Here is an 18,735-nt window from a genome sequence, read left to right as displayed (position 1 = left end):
CGAACGGCCGCCCCGAACGGCCCGGTGTCCTGAGCACCGGGCCACCGCGGCCGCGCGACGATCCGCGCGGCCGCGGCCCCCTTCGCCCCCGAGCGTCTTGAAGGTCACCGGTCCGGCCCCTGTCACGCCGCTGTCACGCCACTTCGACGGCGGATCAGGCGAAGCGGGAGCTGCGCACCGGACCGGTGGAACGGCACCGGTCACGGGGCCCGTTCAGCCAGCGGTCGCCGACCGACCGGGCGAACGCGGCGAGTCCGGCGTCCGGGTCGGGCGGCGTCTCGCCGTCACCCTCGATCGGGGTGGGGTCGGCCGCCACGATGTCCTTCGCCAGCTCCTGCGCCGGGCGCTCGTCCGGCTCTCCCCCGAGCGGCTCCCACGGCGCCCGGGCCACCTGCGCCAGCAGGCCGGTGACGTCCGCGGAGACGGCCGGCGGGGTGGTCCAGCAGGTGGCGTGCTCGTAGAGCACCTCGCCCGGCGCCCGCTCGCGCAGTGCGGTGAGCAGCTCGCCGTCGAGGTCCCGCAGGCTGTGCGCCACCACCACGGTGTCCGCCACGCCCGGCCGGTAGGCCTGCGCCGGGAGGCCGAACAGTTCGGCGGCGGCCAGCCCCAGTGCCCGGTCCGCCCGCCCGGGCAGCAGGGACACCGAGCGCGGGACCGTCCCCGTCGCCGTCGTGATCAGCTGCAGCCGCTCCAGGCCCTGCCGACAGAGCTCGTATCCGGGCTGGACGAAGGCGTAGCGGCCGGCCATCCCTGCGTTGTAGCCGTACGGGGAGAGCGTGGCGAGCACGCCGCCGGTGAGGACGAAGTGCCAGGCCCGCAGGGCCCGGTGGTGGAGCGGGTCGGGGTCGTCGGGCTGCGCGGCGGCGACGACCGCCCCGGCGCGGTCGAGCGAGCGGCGCAGCCGGTCGGCGGCGGGCTGCCACTCCCCGGCGTCGGCGGGCAGGCGGTCGAAGGCGGCCCGGGCCGCGGCGGCGTCGCCGGCCATCAGGGCGTTGTAGGCGAGCAGGTAGCGCTCGGGCCAGTCGCGGAGCAGCCCGTCGTGCTCGCGCAGGACCGCGACGGCCTCGGCGTGCCGTTCCTCGTCCTCCAGGGCGACGGCGAGTTCGGAGAGGATGGGCAGGCGCTCGTCGGCGCGGCCACGCGCCCCGGCGAGCAGGCCGCCGCGCTGCGGGGCCGCCAGGCGCAGCGCCTCGGTGAGCGCGGGCACGGCGAGGAACGCGACGCCGCGCCCGACGCAGGCGTAGCCGTACTGGTAGAGGGCGACGGGGTGGGCCGGCTCGGCGGCGAGGGTGCGGGCGGCCTCGGCGAGGTCGTCGAAGCCGCTGTCGGCGGCCATCCGCTCGATCAGCGGTGCGACCTGGGCGGCGGGCACCTCGGCGGCGGCGGAACGGAGTTCGCGCAGGGCCGCCGTCGGGTCGCCGGCCTCGATCAGGCTCCGGGCGGTGTCGAGCGGGGTCGTCGTCACAGGGTTACCTCCAGTGGGCAGTCGAACAAGGGGGAACGAACGGCGGAACGAACGGCGGGGCGGCACCGGGGCCCGGGCGGGTACACAACCACACCCCGGGTGCAACGTACGAAGGGTGGGCGGCACCGCCCCTCGCAGCTGCGCTTCAGGACACGTCGGCACGGCGTGGCGGGCATGCGGACACAGCGATGCCGGCCCGGCGCGGGCCGCCGCGGGCGCGGCGCGGAGAGGTGAAGGCGGGCGCGGCGCGGAGAGGTGAAGGCGGGCGCGGACTTCCGGTGGCGCGCAGGTGCCTACGGACGAAGGCCGCCGCTCGCCGGCGGCCGGTCGGCTCACTTGCCCGGGCGGTGGCCGCCCTTCCTGTCGAGGTCACGCATGGGGCCGATGATGTCCGAACGAGGGCGCGCCCCGCAAGCGGATTGTCCGCCCGACGACGGCCGGCCCCGTGCGGTGACGAACTGTCAGGACTCTTGACAGAGAAGTGGTCTAGTCCAACCATAGGCATGTCGATCCGACCGGGATGCACTGTGGGGGTGTGACCACCGGCGGCTGAGGCATCGCCCTGCCCTGCTCCGCTCCACCCCCGATCCGCACGGCCGCCCGCGGCCGCACGGCCACACCTGCGCTCCGTCGCGCCCACGCGCCCGAGGTCCCGCACGCCTGCATCCTGAACGCCTGCACAGCCGCACGTCCGCACGTCCGCACGCTCGCACGTCCGCACGCCCACGCACGCCGCCTCCGCTGCCGCCCCCGCAACACCACTGCCTCGCAGCGCAGTTCAGCACTTCACCAACACCCGGCCCCACCAGACCCGTTGGAGAACCCATGCGTCTACGCAGAACGATCCAGGCCGCCCTCACCGCCTGTGCCACGCTCGCCGCCTCGGCCGGGCTGGTCGCCACCGGGGCGTCCTCGGCCGAGGCCGCGACCCCGCTGCCGACCCGGGTCTTCGCCCCGTACTTCGAGGCCTGGACCGGCCAGAGCCCGGCCACGCTCGCCGCCCAGTCCGGCGCCAAGCACCTCACCATGGCGTTCCTGCAGACCGCCGCCAAGGGATCCTGCACCCCCTACTGGAACGGCGACACCTCGCTGCCGGTCGCGTCGTCCTCGTTCGGTGCCGACATCGCCACCATCCGGGCCAACGGCGGCGACGTGATCCCCTCGTTCGGCGGCTACACCGCCGACAACACCGGCACCGAACTCGCCGACAGCTGCACCGACGTGAACCAGATCGCGGCCGCCTTCGAGAACGTCATCACCACCTACGACATCAGCCGGATCGACCTCGACATCGAGGACAACTCGCTGACCAACACGGGCGGCATCGACCGCCGAAACAAGGCGATCAAGCTGGTCCAGGACTGGGCCGCCGCCAACGGCCGCTCGATCCAGTTCTCCTACACGCTGCCGACCACCACCGGCGGTCTGGCCGCCAGCGGCCTCGCGGTGCTGAAGAACGCGGTCAGCAACAACGCCCGGATCGACGTCGTCAACCTGATGACCTTCGACTACTACGACAACGCGGCGCACGACATGGCCGCCGACACCCAGACCGCCGCCACCGGCCTCTACAACCAGCTGGCGAAGCTCTACCCGGCCAAGACCCCCGCCCAGCTGTGGGGTTCCATCGGCATCACCGAGATGCTCGGCATCGACGACTTCGGCCCGGCCGAGACCTTCACCGTGGCCAACGCGACCACCGTCTACAACTGGGCGGTCTCGAAGGGCATCAACACGCTCTCCTTCTGGGCCCTGCAGCGCGACAACGGCGGCTGCCCGGGCACCGGCGGCCGCGACGACTGCTCCGGGATCAGCCAGGGCACCTGGGACTTCACGCACATCTTCGCGCCGTTCACCGGCAACACCCAGCCGGGCAACGACTTCTCGGTCGGCCTGAGCCCCAACTCGGCCACGGTGGCGGCCGGTTCGTCCACCACCACGACCGTCTCCACCGCCGTGACGGCCGGCTCCGCCCAGTCCGTCAACCTCGCCGTCACCGGCGCCCCGGCCGGCGTCACCGCCACCGTCTCCCCCGCCACCGTGACGGCCGGCGGCACCGCCACCCTCACGGTCAGCACCACGTCCGCGGCCACCGCGGGCACCTACCCGCTCACCGTGACCGGCAGTGCCCCGTCCGGCAGCCACAGCGGCACGTTCAACCTGACCGTCACCGGCGGCACACCGCCCACCGGCGGACTGGTCAACGGCGGCCTGGAGACCGGCGGCCTCGCCCCGTGGACCTGCCAGACCGGCGGCGCGGTGGTCTCCACCCCGGCCCACTCCGGCTCGCACGCCCTGCAGGCGGCGACGAGCTCCGCCCAGACCGGCCAGTGCGCGCAGACCGTCACCCTGAAGCCCAACACCTCGTACACGCTGAGCGGCTGGGTGCAGGGCAGCTACGCCTACCTCGGCGTGAGCGGCGGCGCCACCGCCAGCACCTGGGCCAACGCCTCGGGCTGGACCAAGCTGACCGTCCCCTTCACCACCGGCTCCTCCGGCACCGTCACGGTCTACCTGCACGGCTGGTACGGCCAGGGCAGCGTCTACGGCGACGACTTCACCCTCGCCTGACGCCCGCCCCGCACACCCCCACCCGCACACCCCGCCGGGGGCGCCGCGCTCCACCCACGCGGCGCCCCCGGCGGCACGTTCGGCACGCCCCCGGGCAGCGCCGACGCCCCGTTCGGGCCCCGGGTCAGGTGGCCGGGGCGGGGGCGGGGGCGGGGGCCTCGGTGGTGGGGCGGCAGAGGAGGAGGTAGGAGGCGGCGGAGAGGAGGGCGCAGGTGAGGACGACCGTGGCGAGCAGGGCCGCGGAGGGGCGGCCGCCGAGGGAGCTGAGGGGGGCGACGACGGCGCCGCAGAGGAAGTTGCCGGTGCCCAGGAGCGCCGAGGCGGAGCCGGCCGACCGGGGGGCGACCAGGCTGAGGGCCCGCGCGGCGGTGTTCGGCAGGACGATGCCGAAGCTGCCCATCAGGACGAAGAGGGCCGGGCAGACCCCGAGCAGGCCGAGGTCCCACACCGTGGTGACGAGCAGCAGCGCGGCGCCGGCGGCGACGGCGGCCCCGAGGCCGGCCAGCATCAGCGCGCCGGGGGTGAAGCGGCGGGCCAGGACGCGTCCGTTCAGCTGGGTGACGGCCACGATGGCCAGCGAGTTGAGGCCGAAGAGCACGCCGTAGGTCTGCGGTGAGACGTGGTAGACGTGCTGGAGCACGACCGAGGAGCCGCTGATGTAGCCGAACAGCGAGCCGAAGGCGAAGGTGCCGGTCAGGAGCAGTCCGAGGAAGGGCAGGTCGCGCAGGAGGCTGCCCATGGTGCGCAGGGTGGTGGTGAGGCCGCCGCGGTGGCGGGCGGCGGGCGGCAGGGTCTCGCGCAGGGCGCCGAAGGCGACCAGGGCGAGCAGCAGGCCGAGCGCGGTGAGCGCGCCGAAGGTGCCGCGCCAGGAGGTGACGCGGAGCAGCTGGGCGCCGAGGAACGGCGCGAGCATCGGGGCGAGCCCGGATATCAGGCTGATCGAGGCGAGGAAGCGGAGCATCGCCACCCCTTCGAACCGGTCGCGGGCGATGGCGCGCCCGACGACCAGGCCGGCGGCCCCGGCGGCGCCCTGGAGGAACCGGCCGATGACCAGGACGGGCAGGCTGGGCGCGACGATGCAGACGGCGCTGGCGAGGGTGTAGACGAGGAGGCCGGCGAGCAGCGGCGGCCGGCGGCCGAGACGGTCGCTGAGCGGTCCGAGGACCAGCTGGCCGACGGCGACGCCGAGCATCGAGAAGGTGAGCGTGAGCTGGACGGCGGCGGGCTCGGCGGCGAGGTCCTGCGCGATGGCGGGCAGGCCGGGCAGGTAGAGGTCGGTGGTGAGCGGGCCGAGGGCGACCAGGCCGCCCAGGACGGCGACGGTGCCGCGGCCGGGGGCGGCGGCCGCCGCTCCGACGGGCGTGGACCCGGCGGGGGCGGGAGTTCCGGGGCCGGCGGGGGTGGCGGGGGCGGTCGACGTGTCGCCGGCGGGGTCGGGGTGGCCGGCGGTCGGACCAGGCATGGGGCTCCTCACGGGACGGCGCGGGTGGGTTTCTCCTCGCTCCGTCCTACCGCAGCGCGCCCGGTCCGCGACACCCGGGGTCCGCCGCGCGGCTCAGCGCGGCGGCCGGTCCGCCCTCCCCTGCTGTGCCCTGCCGCGCCGGGCCGCGGGCGCGGCCCGACGGGGGCTCAGTGCTTGGCCTGGTGCCCCGCCCGCAAGGCGGCCTGGACGGCGGCGCCGTCCTGCCACGCGTAGAGCTGGTTGCCCGTCAGGGTGACGGTGTAGTGCCCGCAGCTGCCGGTGGTCCTGGCCGCGACGCCCTCCGGGAACCAGCCGGCCTTGAGGCTCGCCGGCATCGGGTGGACGCTGCGGGCCGGCGTGCCCACGGTGCAGCCGGCGGGCAGCCGGCCGTCCGGCAGGGTGGCGCGCAGCAGGCGGTCGTCCCCGGTGGTGGACATCAGGTAGTGGACCGAGGTGGCGTTGTCCGGCAGCCAGGACGGCATCGAGCGGCGGTCCGCCTTGGCGTCGCTGCCCTTGGCGTAGCTGGTCTGCTCCTGGTGCCGTCCGTCGTACCAGTCGGAGACCCGCGGGCCGATCGCGATGGCCGCGACGGCGACGGCCATACCCGTACCCGCGACCCCGACTGCGACCTTGCTCACGATGCCGTTCATGCCCGCCGTGCCCTCTCTGTCCGATGTCCGTGCCACCTGGCCCGTGCTCCCGGGCCGGCGATGGTTCCATCCTGGGGCCGACCCGCCTGTCGGGTCGTCACCACGAGGTCGCGACCGTTCCTCCAACCGTGGGGGTACGGCCTCCGCCTTCAGAGGTACACGCGGCGCACCGGCCCGGGGGTTCCCGGGTGCGCCGGTGCGGTCAGATTCCCGCCGGAGCGGGCTGCGCGACCGGGAACGGGCGGCCGTCCAGAGTCCAGTGCGGGTCGATGGGCCGACCGAGTGCCGCGTACACCTGGGCGGCGACGTCCGGGTGGCGGATCTCGCCGATCGGCGGGGCGGCCGGGATGCCGGGGCCGGCGCAGGCCACCCAGGCGGTGCGCTCCTCGGGGGTGCGTCCGCCGTGGCCGCCGGCGTCGACGTGGCCGTGGTCGGTGACCACGATGACCGTCCACGCCTCGTCGGCGTGGCCGGGGCGGCTGCGGACGGCGCCGAGCAGCCGGCCGAGGCGCTCGTCGGCGGTGCGCATGGACGCCCGGTACTCCTCGCCGCAGCCGAGGAAGTGCGCGGTCTCGTCGACGGCGCCGAGGTAGACGAAGGACGCCTCCGGGTCGGCGGTGGCGAGGACGTGCACGGCCTCCCGGGTGACCTCCTCGTCCACGGCCTCCCAGGCCTCGGGGGTGTCCGCCGCGGGCGCGATGTAGGAGAGGCGGCCCGGGGCGCGGAACAGCGGACCGCCGGACTCCTTGATCATCAGCGGGTCCCAGCCGGCGGCGACGAAGGTACGGCGGCCGTCCTGCCGGGCGAGGCGGGTCGCGAAGTCGGGGAACACGTCCAGGCGGTTGCCGCCGAGGTGGTTGCCCCAGACACCGTGCTTGGCGGGCTCGACCCCGGTGACGATGGTGGCCCAGCAGGGGCCGGACATGGTGGGCGTGGAGTCGGCCACCGTGACGGGCGCCAGGAAGCCGGCCTCGGCCACCTCCGTGAGCCGCGGCATCGGGACCTGGTCCAGCAGGTCGTACCGGACGCCGTCGATGCCGACGACGAGGACCCGGGGGCGCGGCAGCGGAGGTATGGACATGGCGCGGTTCCTTTCACGTGGCGCGGCCGGCGCCCCCGCTCCGGGGCCACGCCGACCGCGACATGTTCCACGCACTGCCGGTCCGGGACGTGTCGGCAACCGGAACGCCGGATGTCCGGCCGGTGTCGGACACCCGGCGGGCGCACCGGAAGGGCCCCAACACCGCCCCGGAGCGCCGGGTCGGCGCTCCGCGGCCGCGCCGGCGGGTCAGCGGTAGGCCGACTCGCCGGTGATGGCCTCGCCGAGGACGAGGGTGTGGATCTCGCTGGTGCCCTCGTAAGTGAGCACCGACTCAAGGTTGTTGGCGTGCCGCAGCACCGGGTACTCGGTGGTGATGCCGTTGGCGCCGAGCACGGTGCGTGCGCTGCGGGCGATCTCCAGGGCGGCGCGCACGTTGTTGAGCTTGCCGAAGCTGATGTGGGCCGGGCGGGCCGCGCCCTCGTCCTTCAGCCGGCCGATCCGCAGCGCGACCAGGTAGGCCTTCTCCACCTCCAGCATCATCTCGACCAGCTTCTGCTGGGTGAGTTGGAAGCCGGCGATGGGGCGCTCGAACTGGATGCGGCTCTTGGCGTAGCCGAGCGCGGTGGTGTAGCAGTCGCGGGCGGCGCCGACCGTACCCCAGAGGATGCCGTAGCGGGCCTCGCCCAGGGAGGAGAGCGGCCCGCGCAGGCCGGTCACCCCGGGCAGGACGGCGTCGGCGGGCAGCACGACCTCGTCGAGCACCAACTCGCTGGTGACCGAGGCGCGCAGCGACAGCTTGCCGTGCACGTCGTTCGCGGTGAAGCCGGGGGTGCCGCGCTCGACCAGGAACCCGCGCACGCCCTCGTCCGTCTGCGCCCACACGACGGCGACGTCGGCGATGCTGCCGTTGGTGATCCACATCTTGGAGCCGGAGAGCACCCAGTCGCCGTTCTCGCCGCCCTTGCGGCGGGCCCGGGTGCGCATGTTGGCCGGGTCCGAGCCGAAGTCGGGCTCGGTGAGGGCGAAGCAGCCGATGAGCTCGCCGGCCGCCATGCCCGGCAGCCAGCGCTGCTTCTGCTCCTCCGAGCCGTAGGCGTGGATCGAGCGCATGGCGAGCGAGCCCTGGACCGAGACGAAGCTGCGCAGTCCGGAGTCGGCGGCCTCCAGCTCCATGCAGGCCACGCCGTACGCCACCGCGGTGGAGCCGGTGCAGCCGTAGCCGTCGAGGTGCATCCCGAGGACGCCGAGGGCGCCCAGCTCCGGGGCGAGTTCGCGGGCCGGGAAGACGCCGCGCTCGAACCAGTCGCCGACGTGGGGGCGGATCCGCTCGTCGGCGAACTTCCGCACCGTGTCGCGGATCAGCCGCTCCTCGTCGGTGAGCATGTCGCCGACGGCGAGCAGGTCGGCCGGATCGATCCGGGTCGGCTTCGCCATTGAAGCTCCTTGTAGTCTCGGCGGGTACCGGTCCGGGCTGGTCGCGGTACTGATCGCGGTGCTGGTACCGGCGAGTATCGCGCACCGGGGCAGGCCGTGGACCGCAGGCGACGAGGGAGTGAGCATGTACACAGTCGAGCGGCTGACGGCGGACGAGCTGGAGGGCGCGGCGGGACAGCTCGCGGCCCTGCTGCTGGAGACCGTCGGCGCCGGCGCCTCGCTCGGCTTCCTCTCCTCGCTCGACGCCGAGGGCGCGGCGGGCTGGTGGCGCGCGCTGGTCCCGGACGTCGCCGCCGGGCGGCTGCTGCTCTGGACGGCCCGCGCCGAGGCCGACGGCCGGATCGCCGGGACGGTGCAGCTCCGTCCGGCCGTTCCCGCCAACGGCCGGCACCGCGGGGAGGTGGCCAAGCTGATGGTGCACCCGGCGGACCGGGGACAGCGGCTGGCCGGACGCCTGCTGACGACCCTGGAGGCCGGCGCGTCCGAGCGCGGCATCCGGCTGCTGGTGCTCGACACCGAGACCGGGAGCCCGGCCGAGCGGATGTACGAGGCGGCGGGCTGGACCCGGGTCGGTACCGTGCCCGACTTCGCGACCGACCCGGCGGGCGTCTCGCACCCGACCACCGTCTTCTTCAAGCAGCTGACCGCCGCCTCCGGGGCACCGGACGGGGCGTAGCGGGGCGCGGCAGCCGGCCCGAGGCCCGACTTAGGATGGCCGTCTTCGCAGGCCGAACGAGGGGTGGGACATGGCACGCTGGGCACTGGTCGTCCAGGAGACCGAAGGTGTCGGCAACGACCGCATCTGGGGCACCAACGTGCTGGCCGAGGTCGAGGGCACCCGGGAGGACGCCCTCGCCGAACTGAAGCGGATCGTCCCGACGTACACGCCGCAGCATCCCTTCAACAGCCGGCAGCGCACGCTGCTCCGGGACGGCGACACCTACCTGCTGATCTCCAAGGGCAGCGTGCGGGACTACCACTGCGTGTTCAAGGTGTGGGAGCTGCTCTGGGACAGCAAGCGGCCCGAGATCCAGCAGGAGCGCCTGGCCGACGGCGCCGCCGGCTGACCCGGGCCGGCGATCCGTCAGGCGATCCCGCACAGGCGCAGGACCGCGGTGGTCGCGGCGCCCCCGAGCACGACGAGCGGGAACGGCGCGCGGCGCACCGCGAGCACCCCGGCGACCAGGACCCCGGCCGGTCGCGCCCAGCCGGCGAAGTCGTGGCCCCGGGTGAACGCGCCGGTGGCGACCAGGGCGACCAGCAGGACGGCGGCGGCCACGCCGAGCAGGTGCCGCAGGCGGTCCGAGAGGGTGAGGCGGTGGCCGAGGACGGGACCGGCGACGCGGAACGCGAAGGTCCCGGCGGCCAGCAGGAGGACGGCGAGCAGCGGCATCAGTGGGCCTCCTCGGTGACGTCGGCCGGTCGCCCGGCTCCGGCGGGGCCTTGCGCGGCGGCGTGCGGCGCTCCGGCCGACCCCGCGCCGGCCGACCGCGCGACGGGGCCGCGCCAGGCGAAGAGCAGGCCGACGAGGGCGAGCAGGACGGGCAGACCGCCCGGCAGGAACGGGGTGGCGGCGACCGCGACGACGGCGCCGGCCAGGGCGGCGGTCCGGGTGCGGCGGTCGCCGAGCGAGGGAAGGACGAGGGCGAGCAGGACGGCCGGGAAGGCGGCGTCGAGCCCGAGGGCGTCGGTGTCACCGATCAGACTGCCGGCGGCGGCGCCGAGGACGACGGAGGCGTTCCAGATCAGGAACAGGGCGAGCCCGCAGAGCCAGAACACCGCCCGGCGACGGCGCCGGTCCGGCTGGAGCAGGGCGAAGGCGACGGATTCGTCGGTGATCAGGTGGGCGCCGACCAGCCGCCGCCACCAGGGGCCGTCGAGCAGGTCGGCGACGGTGAAGCCGAAGGGCAGCAGGCGGGCGTTGAGCACCAGACCGGTGGCGACGGCGGCGAGCGCGCCGCCGCCGGAGAGCACCACGCCGACGGCGGCGAACTGCGAGCCGCCGGCGAAGACCAGCACGGACATGACGACCGGCACCCAGAGCGGCAGGCCGCCCGAGACCGCGATGGCGCCGAACGAGGCACCGACCAGGGCGTCGGCGACGCAGACCAGCGCGACGTTCCGGAGCGTGCCGGCATCGAGTGTTCGGAGGAGCGAACGCATGTCCAGTAGAGTGAACCGTACGGCTGTCGTTCGTCAAGGCGAACGCATCGACCAGTGGAGCGAACGCTGATGAGCGTGAACAACGAAGGCGACGCGAGCACCGGCGGGGCCCCGGGCGCAGGCGCGACAGCGGCACCCGCCACGCCCGCCACGCCCGCCACGCCCGCCGCGTCCGGCTCCGACCTGATCGCCCTGATCGCCGCGTCGATCCGGCGCGAGCGCGAACGGGTCGGCCTGTCGATGGCCGAGCTGGCCCGCCGGGCCGGGATCGCCAAGTCCACGCTCTCCCAGCTGGAGGCGGGCGCCGGCAACCCCAGCGTCGAGACGCTCTGGGCGCTCGGCGTCGCCCTGGACGTGCCGTTCAGCCGGCTGGTCGACCCGCCGCGTCCCGTGGTGCGGGTGATCCGGGCCGGCGAAGGGCCGGTCACCCACTCCGAGCGGGCCGACTACGCCGCCACCCTGCTGGCCTCCTGTCCGCCGAACGCCCGGCGCGACATCTTCCGGATCGAGGCGCAGCCGGGCGAGACCCGCGCCTCCGACCCGCACATGCCGGGCACCGTCGAGCACCTGTTGCTCGGCGCCGGACGCGCCCTGGCAGGGCCGACGGAGGCGCCGGTCGAGCTGCTGCCGGGCGACTACGTCAGCTACCCGGGCGACGCCCCGCACGTCTTCCGCGCCCTGGAGCCCGGCACCCTGGCCGTGATCGTGATGGAGCACATCTGACCCGACATGCCCGCCCCCCCCGGCACAGCCGGCCCGCACACGGCCCACACGGCCCACCCGGCGCGGCCGACGGAGCCCGCCGCCCGGCACCCCTGCCCGGTCAGCCGGTCAACAGCCGGTCCAGGAAGGGGTTTCCGAACACCCGGTGCGGGTCGTGGCGGTCCAGGACGGCGATCGCCTCGTCCCAGCCGGGGCCGCCGCCCTCGCGGAGGCTGGCGGGGATGACCCGGCCGAGCACGTCCGGGTCATCCCACGCCGCGTCCTCGGTGTAGGCCCAGCCCTTGGACCACTCGACGCGCAGGCCGGCCCGGGTGCCGTCGAAGGTGCGCACCAGGAACTGTTCGAGGTCGCGGGCGAACCGGTGCAGGCCGGGGGTGCCGGGCAGGGCGAGCACGTCGAGCCAGACGGCGGTGTCCCACTCGGGCCGGTCGGGGCGCGGGCGCAGCGCGGAGAGCAGCGGCGGCCGGGCGCCCGGCACCCCGGACGAGGCCGGGTCGTCCAGGCCGGTGACCCGGATCTCCACCGCGCCGTTCACCGGGAACTCACCGCGGTCGCGGTACTCGGCGAGCAACGTCCGGTAGTGATCGGCGAATTCGGCGACGACCCACTGGAGGTCCGCGCGCCTGGTGAGCACGGCGTAACCGTTGGCGGTGACCCGCAGGGTGGTCGGGCGGACGTAGTTCAGCAGGGTGCGCGAGGGGCCCCAGAGGTCGGAGCGCAGGCCGCCGGCGAGCAGATGGGTCAGAACGTCACCGGTGAGCAGGTCGCGCAGCAGGGTGCCGGAGAGCAGCACGTCGGTGATGTCCCCGGTGAGGGCCACTTTGGCGATCAGGTACTGGAGTTGGCCGAAGAGAGGGGCCGACGCCCAGGCTCCGGCGACGAGTTGGCCGGCGAGTCGGGCGACCGGCTCCGGAATGCTGTCGGAGAACGGGTAGTTGTAGGGCCCGTCGACGGCGCGCGAGCCGAACGGGCGGTCGGGCGCGACGCTCCACGTCTTGAGCCAGGGGCGGTCGGTGTAGGCGAACCAGATCGCCTCGGCGCGCCCGTCCCGGTCGACGAAGCCGGCCAGGGTGCGCGGCCGACCGGCCGTGCCGGGGCGGGCGAACAGTTCGGTCGCCGGGATGTCCACCCGGCTGACGCAGCGCAGCGGCCGGTCGGCGCCGGCCCGGAGCACCACCTCGGTGACGAAGGCCCGGCCGAGGTGGACCAGGAAGGCGGCGCTGTCGGCCTCGGCGCGGTCGAAGGTGCGCAGCGCGTAGCGGTCGGTGGCGGGGTCGTGGACGACGGCGGTGAGCCGGGTGACCTGGTTGCTCACCGAACCGTAGCCGTGGCCGTCCGGGCGGATCTCGCCGACGGCGGGCACCGCGGTGCCGTGGCCTCCGATGGCGAGCACCCCGCCGACGGTGAGTTCGCCGGGGGCGGGGCAGTGGGCGAGGCCGAGGCCGCGGCCGGCGAGGTGGGCGAGCAGGTCCTCCATGGTGGCGCCGGTCTGGACCCGGACGGTGCTCGGCGAGTCCGCGGTGATCGCGGTCAGGTGGCGGGTGGTGTCCAGCAGCAGGACGCGGGCGGACTCCGGGGTGGTGTCGGCGACCGTGAGCGGGGCCCAGGTGTGCCGGTGGCCCTGGGCCCGCAGCCGCCAGCCGTTGGCGCGGGCCCAGTCGGCGAGCCTCGGAACCTCCTCGGGGGTACGCGGGGCGCAGGTCCAGAGCTGGTCGGTGCGGACCTCGCCGGACCAGTTCTGGTAGACGCGCCGGTACAGCTCGGTGTCGGCGGGCAGTCCGGGCGGGACCGGCTCCGTGGCCCGGGCGCTGTCCGGGCCGACCGTGCCGCGGAGCAGCCAGACGGCACCGCCGAGGGCGGCGGTGGCGCCGAGCAGCCTGCGCCGGCTCAGACCGGTGCCGGCGCCGGCCCCCTCGACCGCGCCGGGCTCTTCGCCGGGCCGGCCACCTCCGCCGGGCCCGCCCTGAGCACCGGGCCCGCCCTGGGCCCCGAACCCGCCCCGAGCACCGAACCCGCCCCGAGCCGCCGCTCCGCCGTCCGACCGCCGTCCCGCCGTCATGCCGCCCCCTGGTTGCCGGCCCCGCGTTCGGCGGGGTGCCGTTGTCCGTGTCTGCCGCGTGTCCGTGTCTGCCGAGGTGTCGCTCTGCGGCGCCGCGCCCGGCGGGTCGCGCGGACCGGAGCCCGATGCCCGCGGACGCGCCGTCCCGCCGACCGGCCCGGTTCCCGCCGGGGCCGGCCGCCGGCCGCACCGACCCGGGAACCGGACTGCCGCACTCCCGTTCCCCGAGCCCGCGGCCGAGCGTACGGAGCGTGACGGCGACTCAGCGGCCCGACGTCGCGATCTTCACTCCTTCGAGTGAACAGTTGCCCGCTTCTCCCGTACCGCCCCGCGGTGGCCGAGATCACCGCCCGGATCCCTCCGGAATCCCCGTCGCCCACACACACCTCGCCCCACCACGTCCCTCACCCACGACCACCTCGGCCGGCGCCCGGCCGGCCACCGGCCGAGGTGGTCGCGCCGAGCCCGCCGCGGGACCCGCCCACCGGCGTGTGATCAACCGGGGCGGCCGGACGGAAATAGCCGGGGCCCCCGCGCGGCTGTGGTGATCGAAGAGCAGGACCGACAGCGATGGGCCCCGGGCCGTGAGCGGCCGCGGGACCTCCCAGGAGGTGCAGCGCGCGATGGGCGACGAGCAGCAGTACCGGACCGAGCACGATTCGATGGGCGAGGTGCGGGTGCCGGCCGCGGCGAAGTGGCAGGCGCAGACGCAGCGGGCGGTGGAGAACTTCCCGGTCTCGGGCCAGCGGTTGGAGCGCGCGCACATCGCGGCGCTGGCCCGGATCAAGGCCGCCGCGGCCCGGGTGAACGCCCGGCTCGGGGTGCTGGACGCGGAGACCGCGGAGGCGATCGCGGCGGCCGCGGAGGAGGTCGCCCAGGGCCGCTGGGACGCGGAGTTCCCGGTGGACGTGTTCCAGACCGGCTCGGGCACCTCGTCGAACATGAACACCAACGAGGTGATCGCCACCCTCGCGTCCGAGCGGCTGGGCTGGCCGGTCCACCCGAACGACCACGTCAACGCCAGCCAGTCCTCGAACGACGTCTTCCCGTCCTCGATCCACATCGCGGCGACCGCCGCCGTCACCCACGACCTGATCCCGGCGCTGGAGCACCTGGCGGAGGCCCTGGAGCGCAAGTCGGCGGCGTTCGCCGAGGTCGTGAAGTCCGGCCGGACCCACCTGATGGACGCCACACCGGTCACCCTCGGCCAGGAGTTCGGCGGGTACGCGGCGCAGGTCCGGCACGGCCGGGAGCGGCTGCTGGCCACCCTCCCCCGGGTGGCCGAACTGCCGCTCGGCGGCACGGCGGTGGGCACCGGCATCAACACCCCGCCCGGGTTCTCCGCGGCCGTCATCGAGGAGGTGGCCCGGGCCACCGACCTGCCGCTCACCGAGGCCCGCGACCACTTCGAGGCCCAGGGCGCGCGGGACGGCCTGGTCGAGCTGAGCGGCCAGCTGCGCACCGTCGCGGTCGGGTTCACCAAGATCGCCAATGACCTGCGCTGGATGGGCTCGGGCCCGCGGACCGGGCTCGGCGAGATCAACCTGCCGGACCTGCAGCCGGGTTCGTCGATCATGCCCGGCAAGGTGAACCCGGTCCTGCCCGAGGTGGTGCTGATGGTCTCGGCCCAGGTGATCGGGAACGACGCCACCGTCACGGTGGCCGGTGCGAGCGGCAACTTCGAGCTGAACGTGATGCTCCCGGTGATCGCCCGCAACGTGCTGGAGTCGATCCGGCTGCTCGCCAACAGCGCCCGGCTGCTGGCCGACCGGACGGTCGACGGCGTCACCGCCAACGTCGAACGCGCCCGCGAGTACGCGGAGTCCTCGCCGTCGGTGGTCACCCCGCTCAACCGGTACATCGGGTACGAGGAGGCCGCCAAGGTCGCCAAGCAGGCGCTGGCCGAGCGCAAGACGATCCGCCAGGTGGTGCTGGAGCGCGGCTACCTGGAGCAGGGGCTGCTTACCCGGGAGCAGCTGGACGAGGCACTGGACGTCCTGCGGATGACGCGGCCGTAGTCAGCGGGACGGGAACAACCCGTGCGCCGGGGCGCGGACGGCGGTCTCCGCCGCTCCGCGCCCCGGTGTCGGGTTGCCCTGGGGTCAGCCCTTGGCCCGGCCCGCCCGGCCGCGCCGCATCGATGCTCCGTTCGACGTCATGGTGGCCATGGAGATCGCGGCGAGCCCCAGCAGGAACATCACGGCGCCCGTGATCAGGCAGGTGACGATGTTCTTGCCGCGGTCGACCTCTCCCGAGACCACCCAGGGGGAAATGATCGTCCAGGCGCCGAGCAGGGTTGCCGCCCATGCCCGTGCGTGGGTGCGCTCGTACGCCGAGCCGTAGCCGGCCATCAGCAGGCAGTAGGCCAGGCCGACGATCAGGCAGGTGACGGTCAGCGTGTTGAAGGCCGTGAAGCCGACGATCCACGGCGATGCCGCCAGGAACAGACCCGCGATGACGGCCAGGGCCTCGACGGCCTGGGCGCGCGGGGTCAGGGTGAGCCGCTCGTACTGCTCCCTCAGTTCGACGATGTCCGGATGGTGCTCCATGCCCATCGGAATCTGGGTAGACACCGATACCACCTCCTAGGTCTGGACCATGGAAGGCGCTAGCCCAGTACCATTCTGGCGCCGATCCACCGTTTTGCACCTTTTGACCAGGGAAGTTACCCTGCCCCGCCCGCGTCACGAGCGGTGGGTGAGCTGCGTCTCACCGTGACCGTCCGCCATTGCGTATGCAATTCGTTGCATAGCAGGATGCCGCCATGGCACTGGAGCACGCGATCCTCGTCTCGCTGCTGGAGCAGCCCGGCTCCGGCTACGAGCTGGCCCGCCGCTTCGACCGTTCCATCGGGCGCTTCTGGACCGCCACCCACCAGCAGATCTACCGGGTGCTGCGGCGGATGGAGGCGGACGGCTGGGTCTCGGTCGAGGAGGTCGCCCAGGACGGCCGGCCGGACAAGAAGGTGTACTCGGCCGCCGGGCCGGGCCGCACCGCGCTGTCCGCCTGGCTGCGCGAACCGGTCGAGCCGGAGACCGTCCGCCACGAGCTGGCGGTCAAGATCCGCGCCGCGGCCTTCGACGACCCCGCCGCCCTGGTCTCCGAGGTCGAGCGGCACCGGGAGGGCCACGCCGCCCTGCTCGCCCGCTACCTGCACGGCGAGCAGCGCGACTTCCCGGACCCCTCCGCACTCGACGCCCGCCAGGAGCTGCAGCACGTCGTGCTGCGCGGCGGCATCGAGTACGAGCGGATGACCCTCGCCTGGCTGGACGACGTGCTCGCCACCCTGAACCGCCTGGCCGCCCGGACCGACTCCGGCGCCACCCCACCCTCGACCCCCGGGAGCCCGTGATGCTCTTCAACCCGCGTACCTACGACCCCGCGCAGTTCGACGAGCCGACCCGCCGGCTGCTGCGCGCGACCGTGGACTGGTTCGAGTCCCGCGGCAAGAAGGCGCTGATCGACACCTACGTCGACCGCACCTGGTACTCCGACTTCCTGGAGTTCGCCGCCCGGGAGGGCCTGTTCGCGGAGTTCCTGACCCCGTCCGCGGCCGACCCGGAGAAGCGCTGGGACACCGCCCGGATCGCCGAGCTGAACGAGATCCTCGGCTTCTACGGCCTCGGCTACTGGTACACCTGGCAGGTCACCATCCTCGGCCTCGGGCCGGTCTGGCAGAGCGAGAACGAGGCCGTCCGGGCCCGTGCCGCACGCCTGCTGACGGAGGGTCACGTCATGGCGTTCGGGCTCTCCGAGCGCAGCCACGGCGCCGACATCTACTCGACGGACATGATCCTCACCCCGGACGGCGAGGGCGGCTTCACCGCCACCGGCTCCAAGTACTACATCGGCAACGGCAACGTCGCGGGCCTGGTCTCGGTGTTCGGCCGCCGCTCCGACGTCGAGGGCCCGGAGGGCTACGTCTTCTTCGCCGCCGACAGCCGCCACGAGGCGTACCACCTGGTCAAGAACGTGGTGAACGCCCAGATGTACGTGAGCGAGTTCCGGCTGGAGGGCTACCCGGTGCGCGCCGAGGACGTGCTGCACACCGGCAAGGCCGCCTTCGACGCCGCGCTGAACACCGTCAACGTCGGCAAGTTCAACCTCTGCACGGCCTCCGTCGGCATCTGCGAGCACGCGATGTACGAGGCCGTCACGCACGCCCACAACCGGGTGCTCTACGGCAAGCGCGTCACCGACTTCCCGCACGTGCGCCGCGAGTTGACCGACGCCTACGCGCGCCTGATCGCGATGAAGCTGTTCGCCGACCGCGCGGTGGACTACTTCCGCACGGCCTCCCCCGAGGACCGCCGCTACCTGCTCTTCAACCCGATGACCAAGATGAAGGTCACCACCGAGGGCGAGAAGGTCATCGACCTGATGTGGGACGTCATCGCGGCCAAGGGCTTCGAGGCGGACACCTACTTCGACAAGGCGGCGAAGGACATCCGCGGCCTGCCCAAGCTCGAAGGCACGGTCCACGTCAACCTGGCCCTGATCCTCAAGTTCATGGCCAACTACCTGTTCGCGCCCGCCGACTACGCCCCGGTGCCGCGCCGGCTGGACGCGGCCGACGACGAGTTCCTGTTCCGCCAGGGCCCGGCCCGCGGCCTCGGCGCGATCCGCTTCCACGACTGGCGCACGGCGTACGACGCCCACGCGCACGTCCCGAACGTCGCGCGCTTCCGCGAGCAGGCCGACGGCTTCTGCGAGCTGCTGCTGAAGAACGCGCCGAGCGAGGCGCAGCAGGCGGACCTGGACTTCCTGCTGGAGATCGGCCAGCTCTTCGCGCTGATCGTCTACGGCCAGCTGGTGCTGGAGCAGGCCGCGGAGACCGGGCTGGACGCCGACGTGCTGGACCAGATCTTCGACGCGCTGGTCCGGGACTTCTCCGCGCACGCCACCGAGCTGCACGGCAAGGCCTCCACCACCGAGGCGCAGGCCGCCTGGGCGCTGGCGCACGTGCGCCGCCCGGTCGCCGACGGCGAGCGCGCGGCCCGGGTCTGGGAGCGCGTCGAGGCGCTGTCGGGCGCCTACGAGATGCAGCCGTAGCCGGCTGCGGCTGCGGGCACGCAGCGGTGGGCGCGGCGCCGAGGGCGGCGCGCCCACCGCTGCGACGCGATGACGCCGGGGGTGTCGGTCGGCGGACCGGCACCCCCGGATCGT

16 protein-coding genes are annotated in these 18,735 nt (G+C 74.2%); 7 read left to right on the top strand and 9 right to left on the bottom strand.

Features of this window, described 5'->3' with window-relative positions:
* Positions 1-154 precede the first annotated feature (154 nt).
* Positions 155-1,465, bottom strand: coding sequence for a hypothetical protein (locus RMN57_RS29405; RefSeq protein ID WP_313766304.1), 1,311 nt, complete (start codon positions 1,463-1,465; stop codon positions 155-157).
* A gap of 825 nt (positions 1,466-2,290) precedes the next feature.
* On the opposite strand from RMN57_RS29405, the gene RMN57_RS29400 reads away from it, so the two are divergent.
* Entirely contained in the window at positions 2,291-4,036 is a 1,746-nt protein-coding gene (locus RMN57_RS29400) for a glycosyl hydrolase family 18 protein (protein WP_313766303.1), read from the top strand.
* A 124-nt stretch (positions 4,037-4,160) separates the two neighbouring features.
* Here the strand turns inward: RMN57_RS29400 and RMN57_RS29395 are convergent, their stop codons facing one another.
* The 4 genes from RMN57_RS29395 to RMN57_RS29380 all read right to left on the bottom strand — a co-directional run bounded on the left by RMN57_RS29395 (position 4,161) and on the right by RMN57_RS29380 (position 8,624).
* Positions 4,161-5,498: a multidrug effflux MFS transporter gene (locus RMN57_RS29395; RefSeq protein ID WP_313766302.1), complete on the bottom strand. Its 1,338-nt coding sequence runs from the start codon at positions 5,496-5,498 to the stop codon at positions 4,161-4,163.
* 167 nt (positions 5,499-5,665) lie between these two features.
* Entirely contained in the window at positions 5,666-6,136 is a 471-nt protein-coding gene (locus RMN57_RS29390) for a hypothetical protein (RefSeq protein ID WP_313766301.1), read from the bottom strand.
* Between the two features lie 214 nt (positions 6,137-6,350).
* Entirely contained in the window at positions 6,351-7,229 is an 879-nt protein-coding gene (locus tag RMN57_RS29385) for an alkaline phosphatase family protein (protein ID WP_313766300.1), read from the bottom strand.
* A 207-nt stretch (positions 7,230-7,436) separates the two neighbouring features.
* Positions 7,437-8,624: an acyl-CoA dehydrogenase family protein gene (locus RMN57_RS29380; RefSeq protein WP_313766299.1), complete on the bottom strand. Its 1,188-nt coding sequence runs from the start codon at positions 8,622-8,624 to the stop codon at positions 7,437-7,439.
* A 124-nt stretch (positions 8,625-8,748) separates the two neighbouring features.
* Here RMN57_RS29380 and RMN57_RS29375 point away from each other — a divergent pair, with 124 nt between their 5' ends.
* Positions 8,749-9,300 carry a GNAT family N-acetyltransferase gene (locus RMN57_RS29375; protein ID WP_313766298.1) on the top strand — a complete coding sequence of 184 codons (552 nt, stop codon included), beginning with the start codon at positions 8,749-8,751 and terminating at the stop codon, positions 9,298-9,300.
* Between the two features lie 70 nt (positions 9,301-9,370).
* Positions 9,371-9,691: a hypothetical protein gene (locus tag RMN57_RS29370; protein ID WP_313766297.1), complete on the top strand. Its 321-nt coding sequence runs from the start codon at positions 9,371-9,373 to the stop codon at positions 9,689-9,691.
* A gap of 17 nt (positions 9,692-9,708) precedes the next feature.
* Here the strand turns inward: RMN57_RS29370 and RMN57_RS29365 are convergent, their stop codons facing one another.
* Both RMN57_RS29365 and RMN57_RS29360 read right to left on the bottom strand, forming a co-directional pair.
* The gene (locus RMN57_RS29365; RefSeq protein ID WP_313766296.1) at positions 9,709-10,017 is read right to left on the bottom strand and encodes an AzlD domain-containing protein; all 309 of its coding nucleotides are present in this window, start codon (positions 10,015-10,017) and stop codon (positions 9,709-9,711) included.
* Positions 10,017-10,787, bottom strand: coding sequence for an AzlC family ABC transporter permease (locus RMN57_RS29360; protein ID WP_313766295.1), 771 nt, complete (start codon positions 10,785-10,787; stop codon positions 10,017-10,019). The genes RMN57_RS29365 and RMN57_RS29360 overlap by 1 nt, the downstream gene beginning before the upstream one ends.
* A 69-nt stretch (positions 10,788-10,856) precedes the next feature.
* On the opposite strand from RMN57_RS29360, the gene RMN57_RS29355 reads away from it, so the two are divergent.
* A complete protein-coding gene (locus RMN57_RS29355) occupies positions 10,857-11,510 on the top strand; it encodes a helix-turn-helix domain-containing protein (protein ID WP_313766294.1) in 654 nt (217 codons plus the stop codon).
* A 100-nt stretch (positions 11,511-11,610) separates the two neighbouring features.
* Here the strand turns inward: RMN57_RS29355 and RMN57_RS29350 are convergent, their stop codons facing one another.
* The gene (locus tag RMN57_RS29350; protein WP_313766293.1) at positions 11,611-13,569 is read right to left on the bottom strand and encodes a cholesterol oxidase substrate-binding domain-containing protein; all 1,959 of its coding nucleotides are present in this window, start codon (positions 13,567-13,569) and stop codon (positions 11,611-11,613) included.
* Positions 13,570-14,192: 623 nt separating this feature from the next.
* Between RMN57_RS29350 and RMN57_RS29345 the strand changes: the two genes are divergently transcribed.
* Entirely contained in the window at positions 14,193-15,587 is a 1,395-nt protein-coding gene (locus RMN57_RS29345; RefSeq protein ID WP_313768010.1) for a class II fumarate hydratase, read from the top strand.
* Positions 15,588-15,671: 84 nt separating this feature from the next.
* Here RMN57_RS29345 and RMN57_RS29340 read toward each other — a convergent pair whose 3' ends face one another.
* The gene (locus RMN57_RS29340; protein ID WP_313766292.1) at positions 15,672-16,142 is read right to left on the bottom strand and encodes an SPW repeat protein; all 471 of its coding nucleotides are present in this window, start codon (positions 16,140-16,142) and stop codon (positions 15,672-15,674) included.
* A 191-nt stretch (positions 16,143-16,333) separates the two neighbouring features.
* Between RMN57_RS29340 and RMN57_RS29335 the strand changes: the two genes are divergently transcribed.
* Complete coding sequence (locus RMN57_RS29335) at positions 16,334-16,921, top strand: PadR family transcriptional regulator (protein ID WP_313766291.1); 588 nt, start codon at positions 16,334-16,336, stop codon at positions 16,919-16,921.
* Positions 16,921-18,621 (top strand): acyl-CoA dehydrogenase family protein, encoded by a 1,701-nt coding sequence (locus tag RMN57_RS29330; protein ID WP_313766290.1) that lies wholly within the window; start codon positions 16,921-16,923, stop codon positions 18,619-18,621. The genes RMN57_RS29335 and RMN57_RS29330 overlap by 1 nt, the downstream gene beginning before the upstream one ends.
* Positions 18,622-18,735 lie beyond the last annotated feature (114 nt).

Source organism: Kitasatospora sp. CM 4170, from assembly GCF_032110285.1.
GTDB classification, from domain to species: domain Bacteria; phylum Actinomycetota; class Actinomycetes; order Streptomycetales; family Streptomycetaceae; genus Kitasatospora; species Kitasatospora aburaviensis.
Note: the sequence above shows the minus strand (reverse complement) of the source record. Positions and strands in the feature narration are given on the sequence as shown.